The 12,071-nt window shown below is 61.3% G+C and carries 9 protein-coding genes; 5 read left to right on the top strand and 4 right to left on the bottom strand.

The annotated features are described in order from the left end of the window. Window positions 1-11 precede the first annotated feature (11 nt). The 4 genes from DL240_RS03460 to aspS all read right to left on the bottom strand — a co-directional run bounded on the left by DL240_RS03460 (window position 12) and on the right by aspS (window position 6,965). Window positions 12-1,262, bottom strand: a complete 1,251-nt coding sequence (locus tag DL240_RS03460; protein WP_199589721.1) for an ABC transporter permease — start codon at window positions 1,260-1,262, stop codon at window positions 12-14. A gap of 79 nt (window positions 1,263-1,341) precedes the next feature. After that, on the bottom strand, window positions 1,342-2,835 hold the full coding sequence (locus DL240_RS03455; RefSeq protein WP_111728453.1) for an ABC transporter permease: 1,494 nt from the start codon (window positions 2,833-2,835) through the stop codon (window positions 1,342-1,344). 114 nt (window positions 2,836-2,949) lie between these two features. Continuing rightward, entirely contained in the window at window positions 2,950-4,833 is a 1,884-nt protein-coding gene (locus DL240_RS03450) for an ABC transporter substrate-binding protein (protein ID WP_158542324.1), read from the bottom strand. 329 nt (window positions 4,834-5,162) lie between these two features. Continuing rightward, window positions 5,163-6,965: an aspartate--tRNA ligase gene (aspS, locus tag DL240_RS03445; protein WP_283808337.1), complete on the bottom strand. Its 1,803-nt coding sequence runs from the start codon at window positions 6,963-6,965 to the stop codon at window positions 5,163-5,165. Between the two features lie 263 nt (window positions 6,966-7,228). Here aspS and DL240_RS03440 point away from each other — a divergent pair, with 263 nt between their 5' ends. The 5 genes from DL240_RS03440 to rlmN all read left to right on the top strand — a co-directional run bounded on the left by DL240_RS03440 (window position 7,229) and on the right by rlmN (window position 12,032). Continuing rightward, the gene (locus DL240_RS03440; RefSeq protein WP_111728451.1) at window positions 7,229-7,903 is read left to right on the top strand and encodes a hypothetical protein; all 675 of its coding nucleotides are present in this window, start codon (window positions 7,229-7,231) and stop codon (window positions 7,901-7,903) included. Window positions 7,904-8,083: 180 nt separating this feature from the next. Further along, window positions 8,084-9,247, top strand: a complete 1,164-nt coding sequence (sucC, locus tag DL240_RS03435) for an ADP-forming succinate--CoA ligase subunit beta (RefSeq protein ID WP_111728450.1) — start codon at window positions 8,084-8,086, stop codon at window positions 9,245-9,247. A gap of 102 nt (window positions 9,248-9,349) precedes the next feature. Continuing rightward, on the top strand, window positions 9,350-10,219 hold the full coding sequence (gene sucD / locus DL240_RS03430; protein ID WP_111728449.1) for a succinate--CoA ligase subunit alpha: 870 nt from the start codon (window positions 9,350-9,352) through the stop codon (window positions 10,217-10,219). Window positions 10,220-10,284: 65 nt separating this feature from the next. Further along, the gene (gene ndk / locus DL240_RS03425; protein WP_111728448.1) at window positions 10,285-10,713 is read left to right on the top strand and encodes a nucleoside-diphosphate kinase; all 429 of its coding nucleotides are present in this window, start codon (window positions 10,285-10,287) and stop codon (window positions 10,711-10,713) included. Window positions 10,714-10,868: 155 nt separating this feature from the next. Next, the gene (rlmN, locus tag DL240_RS03420; RefSeq protein ID WP_111728447.1) at window positions 10,869-12,032 is read left to right on the top strand and encodes a dual-specificity RNA methyltransferase RlmN; all 1,164 of its coding nucleotides are present in this window, start codon (window positions 10,869-10,871) and stop codon (window positions 12,030-12,032) included. The last annotated feature ends 39 nt before the right edge of the window (window positions 12,033-12,071 follow it).

The raw sequence follows: 12,071 nt of genomic DNA, 5'->3' as shown, positions 1-12,071 counted from the left end.
GGAGTCCGCTCTTACTTACGAAGTTTGGGGTCGGTGGCGTCGCGCAGCCCCTCGCCGATGAGGTTGAGAAGGCTGATGGTCAAAAAGATCGCAAAGCCCGAGCTCAGGATCAGGGTCATCTGCTGGGTGTTGCGACCGCTGGTCAGGATCTGACCCCAGCTCGGCGCGTTGGCCGGGCCCACGCCCAGAAAGCTCAACGTGGCCTCGATCAGGATAGCACCGGCCACCCCGAAGGTCGCCGAGACAAAGACCGGCTGCACCGCGTTTGGCAGCACGTGGCGGAAGATGATGCGCGCCTGGGTAAAGCCCAGCGCGATCGCCGCCTGCACAAAGTCCTGATTGCGCAGGCGCAGAAACTCCCCGCGTACCAGGCGGGCGATGCCGGTCCAGCCGGTGAGGCCGATGATCAGCATGATGTGGAAGATCGACGGCTCCTCAATGAACCCGGCCAGGGTCAGGATGAGGAAAAGCACCGGGAAGCACATCATAATTTCGATCATACGAAGAATGATGCTGTCGACGCGGCCCCCGAAGAAGCCGGCCAGGCTTCCCAGCACCAGGCCGATGGAGGTGTAAATGCTCACCGCGACCACCCCGATGGTGAGCGAGATGCGCGTACCGTAGATCAGGCGCGTGAAGACGTCGCGGCCCTCGCGGTCGGTTCCCAGGAGGTGCTCCAGGCTCGGGCCCTGGCTGACCGCCATCAGATCGATGTCCCGGTAGGAGTACTCGATCAGCGGGAAGATGACGTTGGTGCCATCCAGCGCGGCCACCGAGGCGTAGTCCACGTAGGGCTGGCGGAACTTTGCGAAGTAAACCACGCAGAAGAGGATCAGCCCCACCAGCGAGACGATGCCGATAAATCGGGAGCGAAGACGCTGACGCTCGGTATCGCTGAGCCCCTTTTTGACGCGTGCGGTCACCGTCCAGCCCAGCAGGCCGGCCGGGACGTAGAAGAGCAAGAAGTTGAAGAAGATATCGACGCCGCTGTCGAAGAAGTTCTGGTCGAAGAGCGCTTTAAACCAGGGGAAGCTGGTGGTGCCGGAAAACTGTGGATACGCCGTCACGCTTTCGGGAACGTGCATGTAGAAGGGCACGTTCATCGCCAGAACCGGCGCGACCATGGCCAGCACGAAGAGGCCCAACAGGCCGTAGATGCTGTAGTAGCTGAGCCGATACTTCTTAAACTGCCCCCAGACGATCTGCCCGTAGGTCTTGTACTCAGGGCGTGGGGGGCGAGAGGAAGATTTGGTGGAGGTCATCGTTGCCTGTCCAACGTTAGGTGCGGGTCGGAAGGCCTCGTGGGCGAGGGCTTCCGACCGTACAAGGGGGCCGCGGGGCTCAGTCGAAAGTGATGCGCGGGTCGACCAGCGCGTAGCTGATATCGGAGAAGAGCAACCCGACAAGCGTCAGCACTGTCGACATCAGCAGACAGGCCATGATCGCGTTGTAGTCGTACATGTAGATGCTTTCGTAGAGGTAGAGCCCGATGCCCGGGATGTTGAAGATGAACTCAATGACGATCGAACCGCTGACCAGGGCGGGAAGCAGGGTGCCCAGAAGGGTCAGAATCGGAATCATGCCGTTTCGCACCGCGTGCTTAAGGACGACCATCGACTCGGCGAGTCCTTTGGCCCGGGCGGTGCGGATGTAGTCGGCGCGAATCACGTCGAGGAGGCCGGTGCGTGCGTAGCGGCTCAGGGCGGCCAGGGAGCCGTAGGTCAGGCAGATCAGGGGCAGGAAGATATGCCAGCCGATCGAGCCGATTTGCTCCAGGACCTCCATCTCGCCGGAACCATCACCGATAAATCCACCGGCGGGGAACCAGGAGAAGGGGCGACCTACCGCGAAGAATTCGATGAGCAAGACCGCGGTAAAGAAGCTCGGGAGGCTGTAGAACACGAAGAGCGCGATGGTGACCACCTGGTCGCGCTTGGTGTTCTGATTGTAGGCGCTCCAGATGCCCAGCGGGACGCTGATGATGTAGGCGATGAGGATCGACAAAAAGCTCAGCGTCATTGTGTAAGGCAGCTTCTGCATCACGGTGTCAAAGACCGGGCGGCGGTCGACGGTGCTTACCCCGAAGTCGAGCTTGAGCAGGTTCTCCCAGTACTTCGCAAAGCGGGTGTCCAGAAAGAAGATGCCGATCTTCTCAGTGCCCGAGTACTCAAAGCGATCCTGGTGCTCGTTGTACCAGGGGACCCACTTCTCGGAGAGCATCTCCTCGATGTCGGCCTCGGTCACATCCTGGGGCACCGTCCAGGAGCGCAGCTCGTTGTTTTCGGCAGCAATGGCGCGGTTGACTTCGCGCAGCTCCGTGGTGGGATTGGGGTTAAATCGGTCCACCTGCGGGCGCTGGGCGTTGATGGCCAGGCGCTGGAGCGCCAGGCGACGGATGTCCAGGCGCTCGTGGTTCTGGGCCAGTGCCAGCAGATGAGGCACGGCGTAGCCACCCAGGTTCTCAACATACTCCTGCGCCGCGATGATATCGCCCGATGAGGGACGCTCGTCGGCCGGGGTGCAGCTCAGGTCCGCCGGCTGGCCTTCGGCGCATACCGGGCGCTGGAAGTCCGCCACGGTGCGCAGCTGCGGTTCGACGTCGTCGATGTGCAGATTGAAGCGAGTGTTAAGCAGGATCGGTTTATCGAGATTAAACTGCTCTTTAAAGATCCGGTAGCTCTCGCGCGCGTCCTGAGAAACGGTCTCGGTACCGTCAGGGTTGGACGCCGCCGCCGGATCGCCGGGCGCCAGGTTCAGCACCAGGAAAATGATCAGCGAGATGATCGCGAAGGTCGGGATCATCATCAGCACGCGTTTGAGGATGTAAGTAAACATGGTGCCTCGCCCGGAAGGGGGCCACAGGGCGCGAGGAGGCGCGCCGAAGGTGCTTCACAGCTCAAGGTCGCCGCTCGCCAGGAGATAGGCTGGCGAGCGGCGCCTGAAGACGACTTACTCGGCCGATTCGTCGATGTACCAGGGCAGCGAGTAGGTCTGCGGGCGAATCTTCTGGAAGACCACGTTTTTGACGCGCGGGTTCCAGGCCACCGACTCCTTAGGCGCGTAGAAGAAGGAGTAGGGCTGCTCTTCGTGCACAATCTGGTGGAAGCGGCGCAGCAGGGTCATGCGCTCTTCGGTATCGAAGGTCACCCGCAGCGTCTCGATGATCTCGTCGGCCTCGGCGTTGCGGAAGCCCACGCGGTTGGAGCCTTTGGGGATGTCGGCCTGGCTGGAGTGCCAGATCTGGAAGGGGTCGTTGAACCAGGTCAGGCCCCAGCCACCGGTGAAGGCGTCAAACTGCTTGTCGTCCATGCGGCGCTGCATCAGCGGCCATTCCACAAAGTCGCCACGCATCTCAATGCCGATCTTACGCAGGTCTTCGCGGAAGATGCTCACCCAGCTGCGAACGGTGGGGCGGTTGTACGAGGTCAGCGTAAAGCGGAAGTCCACGTTTTCGCCATTGATGGTCTTCTGGCGAATGCCGTCGCCGTCGGTATCCACCCAGCCGGCTTCATCCAGGAGCGCGGCGGCGCGATCCAGATCGAAGGGGATGGGCTCAATACTCGGGTCGTTGGCCGGGTGGTCGTAATAGAAGGGGCCGGTTTGCAGCTCGCCCAGACCGTTGATCACGTTGTCGATGATGCTCTGGCGGTTGAACGCATGGGTCATCGCCAGACGCACTTTGCGGTCCGCGAACATCGGCTTATCGGAGTTCCAGCCGATGTAGTAGTAGGCGAAGGCGTCGATGACTTCGTACTCCAATTCGCCGGTTTTAAAGGGGCTCTTGGGGCCGCCGTTCATGATCTCGCTGCGGTAGCGGGGCTCGGCAATCTTGGGAAGGAAGTCGAGCTGGCCACTGAGCAGACGGGCGAAGCCCTGCTCCGGATCTTTGATGATGTGGAATTCGATGCGCTCAATCGGCGGCTTCGCACCCCAGTAGTCCCGGTTGCGGGTGAGCACGACCTGGCTGCTAGGCTTGAAGCTGTCGAAGAGGTAGGGACCGGTGCCGATGGGGTAGTCCACCGACCAGTGGGTGTTGAATTCCACCGGGATGCTTTCCTGGGCGATCTCCTGGCCGTCACGGTCACGGGAGAAGAGCCAGCGCGGCAGCGGGTAGGCCAAGAGCGTGGTGGTCCGCGAGTGGTAGACCGGACGCTTCCAGGTCACCTTGAAGGTGTAGCGGTCCAGGGTCTCGACCTTCTCGATATCTTCGACGTAGCTCTTGATGGAGCCGGCTTCGACCTGCGGGCTCATCGCCATTTCGTAATAGAAGGTGGCGTCTTCGGCGGTGAGTTCCCGAGGCTCGCGGAGCCACTCGTAACGCGGGTCGCTGAAGTCGACCTTGGGCACGTGCCAGTAGACCCCTTCGCGGAGCTTGACGGTGTACTCGGTGTTATCCTCGTTGACCGTGACCATGTAGGCCAGGTCGGAGACGAAGTTGTCCGGGTTGTTAAAGTCCTGACGGGCGAACCCGTTGTGGACGTAGGTTTGAAGTTCGGAGACGTCGGCCGAGTTCTCGGTGAGCCAGTTGAAGCCCTTGGGATCGCTGGAGATCAGACGCTTGAGCGTGCCGCCGGGGACCGCGTTGGGGGCGATAAGCTGGTCGGTGGCCGGGCTGAGCAGGTTGTTCGGATCGTTGATCGCCGCCGCGTAGCGGTCGTTGGAGGCGCCCGCGGTGCCGCCGGCGTTTCCTGCCACGGCCACGCCAGATTCCAGTTGGGAGAGAATCTGCTCGGTGGAGCGGTTCAGGTCGCCCAACGCGCGGTTGACTTCGATGATCTTTTTGTTGGCCTGATACGACTGCGCGATGCTGATGATGGCCAAGAGCGCCACCATGATCAGGACTCCGATCAAGACGAGGGTTGCTTTAAATGTTCTCGGCATGAACTTACCGCTCCAGGGGTCGAAACATGTCAGGGCGTTGGTCCGGGAACCGGACGCACCGGCAAGGCTCAATGATCACTTTAAGTCGATTTCATCCGGCTGTTCCGCCTGTGTGCGCAGAACGCGCAGTCGGCGACGCCGTCTAAGAGGGCGTAAGCTACTGGACCCTCTAAAACTCTGTCAACCATCGGGGCGGCCCGGACAGGGGGCGCCCCGATGGGTGACGGGGTGTTTAAGTGCCTGTATTGAAGGGGCGTTTTGAGCGCGTCCCTTCAAGGCGATCAGCTGACGGCATCTTCGGTCGTGGTCCGAGTGACCTTGAGGCTGAGCTCGTCGAGCTGGGTGCCATCGACCACACTGGGGGCTTCCGACATCAGGTCGGCAGCGCGGGTGGTCTTGGGGAAGGCGATGACGTCGCGCAGGCTGGCCGCGCCGGTCAGCAGCATCACCAGGCGGTCGACACCAAAGGCGATGCCGCCGTGGGGAGGCGTGCCGTAGGTCAGGGCTTTGAGTAGGAAGCCGAACTTCTCCTGGGCTTCCTCCTCGGAGAGTCCCAGGAGTTCGAAGACCTTATGCTGCACGTCCTGGCGGTGGATTCGAATCGAGCCGCCGCCAATCTCGTTTCCGTTGAGCACCAGGTCATAGGCCTGGGCGCGCACTGAGAGGGGCTCGGTGTGGAGCTTGTCGAAGTCTTCGGGAAGAGGGCTGGTGAAGGGGTGGTGCATGGCGTAGAGGCGTCCTTCCTCTTCATCGGCCTCGAACATCGGAAACTCGGTGATCCAGCAGAAGCGGAAGGTCGCCGGGTCGGCCAGGCCCATCTCTTTGCCCAGCTGCTTGCGGAGGTTGCCCAGCGCCGGGTTGACCACCGACTCGCGGTCAGCCACGAACACCAGCAGGTCTCCCGGGCTGGCGCCCATCGCGCTTTCGATCGCCTGGCGGGCTTCGTCATCGAAGAACTTGGCGATGGAGCCGCTCCACTCGCCGGCGCCGACCTTGACCCAGGCCAGTCCCTTGGCGCCGTAGACTTTGACGGTATCTTCAAAGCCGTTGATGTCTTTGCGGCTGAAGCGTTCGGCGCCTCCTTCAAGGCAGAGCCCGCGCACCGTGTTGCCGGCCTGGACCGTGGCGCTAAAGACCTTGAACGCGCTCTCTTTGACGAGCTCGCTCACATTGCAGATCTCCATGCCGAAGCGGAGATCGGGGTTGTCGACGCCAAAGCGACGCATGGCATCGGCGTAGGCCATGCGTTCAAAGGGCAGCTGAACCTCGATGTCGAGCGTGCCCTCGAAGATCGTTTTGAGCAGCCCTTCGCAGACCTTCATGACGTCATCGGCGGTCACAAAGGAGAGCTCCATATCGATCTGGGTGAACTCGGGCTGGCGGTCGGCGCGCAGATCTTCGTCGCGGAAGCACTTGACGATCTGGAAGTAGCGGTCAAAGCCCGAGACCATCAAAAGCTGCTTAAAGATCTGCGGGGACTGCGGCAGCGCAAAGAACTTACCCGGGTGCACGCGGCTGGGCACCAGGTAGTCGCGGGCGCCTTCGGGGGTGGAGCGGGTAAGGACAGGGGTCTCAAATTCGCCAAAGCCCTGGCTGGTGAGGTAGTTGCGGGTCAGGGAGTTGACCTTGCTGCGGGTCAAGAGCGAGCGCTGGAGCATCGGCCGGCGCAGGTCCAAATAGCGGTACTCCAGGCGCAGGTTCTCGTTGGCGTCGCAATCGTCCCGGATTGCAAAAGGAGGCGTCTGGGCTTCGGAGAAGACTTCCAGGGTGTGGATGACCACTTCGACGGCGCCGGTGGAGCGATCCTGATTAACGTTCTCTCCGCGGCTGACGACCTCCCCGATGACGCCCACGCACCACTCCGAGCGCAGCTGGCCGGCGCGGGTCAGGGTCTCGGCGTCCAGATCAGGATCAAAGCGCAGCTGGCAGATGCCCGCGCGGTCGCGAAGGTCCACAAAGACCATCCCGCCCAGGTCACGGTGGCTGGCGACCCAGCCCACCAGGGTGACAGTGTTGCCAATGTGGGTCTCATTGAGCTCGCCACACATATGGGTGCGCTTGTGCTGATCGAGGAAGGTACTCACGAGCTACTCCTTAAAAATTTCGACACGGTATTGCCTTCAGAGGCGCGGGGCCCCGGGCGTAGTTGACGCAGAGCGTCGGTGGAAGGGCGGACTAAAACACGGGCGGAAATGGGTGTCAACGTCTGCCCGTGAGGGGGGGGCGGGAGCAGGTTGGGGAAAATCGTTTTGTAACTCCGCGGGCGTGCTCATCATCTCACACGATGAATGCTCACGCGTATGCGTTGGCACCCGGTGAACAATCCTCTAAGACGGGCGAGGCAGTGATGGCGTTGGTGGAACTGGGGCTCTCAAGAGATGTGTCGATGGATAAAAAGCTCCCCGTAAAGTGGGCGGGAACCCCCGATGATCCGGCTGTCGAGGTGGTGTCGGCCCCCGGCGCGCGCATGGTGTACAGCCCCTTTGTGCGGGAGCGTCCCGGGCGCCTGCTGCAGGTTCGCGGTCAACGGGACAATCCCGATGTGGTGCCCTGGGGGTTCTGGGGGGCGGTGATGTTGGGGGCGTTGCTGGTGATGCTGATCGTCTTCCGCGGCAACTCCGGGATTCAGTCAATGTGGGACATGCTCTGGTTCATGCTGGCGATTGCCATGGGGTCGGTGATGCTCAAGCTGGGGAAGAAGACCAGCCTGGAGGAGCATCTGCTCTGCGAGCTCGATCAGCTCCGGGGCATCGTAACCTGGCCCGTGGAGGGGCGCGCGCAGATGGCGGTGCCCTTCGAGGAAGTCAGCGAGCTGGTGTTTGGCATGACGCATTACCCGATCTCCAGCGACGGAGAAGGGACGAAGGTCCATGCGTTCTCGCTGTTGTTGCGGGATGGCAGCGGTCGCCTGGTTCCGATTGTGGAGGCGTCTCCAAATAAGGGGGAGACGCACGACGTCGGCAAGCTCTTCTCACGCGTGCTGGAGGTGCCTCTTACTTATGTGGGGCTGGGGATTAAATAGGTCGAAGTGGGAGGAGGGCGCAGGGGTTGCAGGCTGCCTTGACGCCCCGGCACCCCGGCGGTAAGAAGTCGGCGGCCGCGCTTTGCGGGCCGCTTTTTTGTTTGATTATGCCAGGGCGTGGAGGCCGGAGAAGCGGTCGCGCTGCGCGTAAGTGGAACTTCCAACGGAAGGTTAGTTCGCATGAACATCCATGAGTATCAGGCCAAGCAGATCTTTCGCGAATACGGGGTTACGGTCCCCGAAGGGACCCCGGCGTTTAGCGTCGACGAGGCGGTGGCTGCGGCCGAAGGCCTTGGCGGTGACCTCTGGGTGGTGAAGGCCCAGATTCACGCCGGCGGTCGCGGGAAGGCCGGGGGCGTCAAGCTGGCCCGGAGCATCGATGAGGTGCGTGAGATCGCCGAGGAGCTGCTCGGCTCCACGCTGGTGACCCATCAGACCGGTCCGGAAGGTCAGGTGGTGCGCCGTCTCTATGTGGAGAGTGGCGTAGACATCGCCCGTGAACTCTACCTGGGCATGGTCGTGGATCGTGCGCGCGACGGCGTGGTGTTGATGGCATCGACCGAGGGTGGGGTCGACATCGAAGACGTCGCCGAGAACACCCCGGAGAAGATCCACAAGGTCTTCATCGATTCGCTCACCGGCATGGCCGATTTCCAGGGCCGTCAGGTTGCGTTTGCGCTGGGCCTGGAAGGCAAGGCGGTGTTCAAGGCCGTCAAGTTCATGAAGGCGCTCTACAAGCTCTTTGTGGAAAAGGACGCCTCCATCGTCGAGATCAACCCGCTGGTGGTGACCGGTTCCGGTGACTTGATTGCGCTCGATGCCAAGGTCAACTTCGACGACAACGCCCTCTACCGCCATCCGGCCGTGGAGCAGCTGCGTGACGTCTCCGAGGAAGACCCCGCGGAGCTGGAGGCCAAGAAGCACGGGCTGAGCTACGTGAGTCTGGACGGCAATATCGGTTGCATGGTCAACGGCGCGGGTCTGGCCATGGGCACGATGGACATCATCAAGCACTACGGCGGCGAGCCGGCCAACTTCCTGGATGTTGGGGGCGGAGCTACCAAAGAGACGGTGGCCGAGGCCTTCAAGATCATTACTCAGGATGAGGCGGTGAAGGCCATCTTCATCAACATCTTTGGTGGCATCATGAAGTGCGATGTGATCGCCGATGGTGTGGTCAACGCGGTTCAAGAGGTCGGCCTGAGCGTGCCGCTGGTGGTTCGCCTGGCGGGCACCAATGTGGAGCTCGGTAAAAAGATTCTCGACGAGAGTCCTTTCGACATCGTGAGTGCCGACAGCATGGCTGACGGGGCGCGCAAGGCCATCGAACTGACCGAAGGCTGATAAGCCCCAAGGTCAGATCACCTTTTCAGATGCGTTGACCGGCCCGGTCAGTCACTTTTACGGGAGTGCTGGCCGGCCGCCCGAGACATACAGAGGTTGAAGATGAGTGTAATGGTAGACGAGTCCACCCGGCTGATCGTGCAAGGGATCACCGGCTCGGTCGGCAGTTTTCATACCGAGCAGATGATCGATTACGGCACCAACATCGTCGGCGGTGTGACCCCCGGTAAGAGCGGGCAGAAGGTTCACGGTGTGCCGGTGTTTGATACGGTGGCCGAGGCTGTGGCGGAAACCAAGTGCAACGCCAGCGTGATCTACGTGCCCCCGCCTTTCGCGGCCGACGCGATCATGGAAGCTGCCGACGCCGGTGTGGAGCTCATTGTAGCGATCACCGAAGGCGTGCCGGTTCAGGATATGATCACGGTGGTGCGTTACCTTAAAGACAAGGACGTGCGCCTGCTGGGGCCGAACTGCCCCGGTGTCATCAGCCCCGGGAAGTGCAAGATCGGCATCATGCCGGGCCACATTCACATGCCCGGTAAAGTCGGTGTGGTCAGCCGCTCCGGAACGCTGACCTATGAGGCCGTCGGTCAGCTCAGCGCGCTGGGCATTGGCCAGAGCACGTGCATCGGTATCGGTGGCGATCCGATCAACGGCATGAACTTCATCGACGCTCTGGAGCTCTTTGAGAACGACCCCGATACCGAAGCGGTGGTCATGATCGGGGAGATCGGCGGAACGGCTGAAGAAGAAGCCGCGGCGTGGGTGAAGGCGAACATGACCAAGCCCGTGGCGGGCTTCATCGCCGGTGCTTCGGCCCCTCCCGGAAAGCGCATGGGACACGCCGGTGCGATCATCTCCGGTGGTAAGGGCACTGCCGAAGAGAAGTTCAAGGCGATGGAAGAGGCCGGCATTGCCGTGTCGCGCTCCCCGGCGGAAATCGGTGAGACCCTCAAAAAAGCGCTGGGCTAATCTAGCCCGGAGTTTTAAAAGCAGCACCCGAACATCTAAACCAGACGATTTTTGGAGAGTATAAGATGGCGATTGAACGTACCCTGAGCATCATCAAGCCCGACGGCGTTGAAAAGAACGTGATTGGCAAGATCATTGCCCGCTTCGAAGAAGAAGGCCTTACCCCGGTCGGGATCCGTATGATGCACCTGGCCCAGCACGAAGCCGAGGGCTTCTACGCTGTGCACAAAGAGCGTCCTTTCTTCGGTGAGCTCGTCGAGTTCATGACCCGCGGACCGGTGGTCGTGATGGCGCTCGAAGGTGAAGATGCCGTGGCCAAGAACCGCGAGATCATGGGCGCCACCAACCCGGCCGAAGCTGCCGAAAACACCCTGCGTAAGCTCTACGCGTCGAGCATCGGTGAGAACACCGTTCACGGCTCCGACTCGGCGGAGAACGCGGCGATTGAAATCAAGTACTTCTTCAGCGACGTGCAGCTCTTCTCGCGCGGCTGAGTTTTGGGGCGACGCCGACCGCAGGTCGGTTGGCGTCGCTCTGGCCATTGCCCCCAACGGAGGGGAGCGAGGCGCTGGCGGCATGGTTTGAGATTCTGACGGACTCGTCGTAATCTCGGCCCGGCCGCTTTTTTTCTGCACAAAGAGAGACTCCCATGCGACGCGAACGCTCCCCGAGCATCGACCAGGCGCTCGAAGCGCTAAGCCAGGGGGCCGATGAACTCGGCCCGCTTGATCTGAAGAACTTCAACCGCACCGAACTCAAGCGCCTCTTTAGCGAGGGATTCGGCGAGAAGGCGTTCCGCGCCAAACAGGTCTATCAGTGGCTGTATCTGCATATGGCCGAAGATTTTGAGGCGATGACCAACCTCTCCCGGGGGCTGCGCGAGAAGCTCTCGGCACAGGCCCGGGTATCGGCGCTGGAGTATCATGGGTCGCATCGCGCCCACGATGGTACGACCAAGCTGACCTTTAAGTGCGATGACGGCGCGGTCATTGAGACCGTGTATATCCCCTCGGAGGGGCGCAACACCCTGTGCATTTCCAGCCAGGTGGGCTGCGCGATGGGGTGTACCTTCTGCTACACGGCAAAAATGGGGCTTAAGCGCAACTTGAGCACCGCCGAGATTGTGGAGCAGGTTGTGCAGGCGCGTCGACGCATGGGCGAGGTCAACGGCCACATCGGTAATATCGTGTTCATGGGCATGGGAGAGCCCCTGCACAATGTCGATAATGTGATCCGGGCGATTCACATCCTTACCGATGAGGAGGGTCTGAATTTCTCCCGTCGCAAGGTCACGGTGTCGACCTCCGGGCTTGTGCCGGCGATTAAGCGTCTGGGAGAGGAGACCGATGTGCAGTTGGCGATCAGTCTCAACGCCACCACCGATGAGACGCGCGGGCAGATCATGCCGGTGAACGACCGCTGGGATCTGGAGACGTTGATCGGCGCGCTAAAAGAGTTTCCGCTTTCCAATCGCGAGCGCATCACTTTTGAGTACGTGATGATTCGCGACTTCAACGATACGCTGGAGGATGCGCAGCGCATCATTGAACTCACGCGGGAGATTCCCTCCAAGATCAACCTGATCCCCTTTAATCCTCACCCTCGCACCCCCTTTCAGACGCCGCCCGAAGAACGCATCGACGCCTTCCAGAAATATCTGGTCGATCGCAACGTCGGCGTGTACCGTCGGCGCACTCGGGGTCGCGATGAGATGGCCGCCTGTGGCCAGCTTGGAAAGCCCGGGGAGAAGGAGCCGCCCCACGTACGCAAGCGGCTGGAGAAGTTTCGAAACGAGAGCTCGACCAACGCCTGAGTGGCGGATGGCGAGAGCAGTTCATTTAAGCATCGGGCG

Source organism: Lujinxingia litoralis, from assembly GCF_003260125.1.
Lineage (GTDB): Bacteria > Myxococcota_A > Bradymonadia > Bradymonadales > Bradymonadaceae > Lujinxingia > Lujinxingia litoralis.
This window is presented reverse-complemented; position numbering and strand designations above follow the sequence as displayed.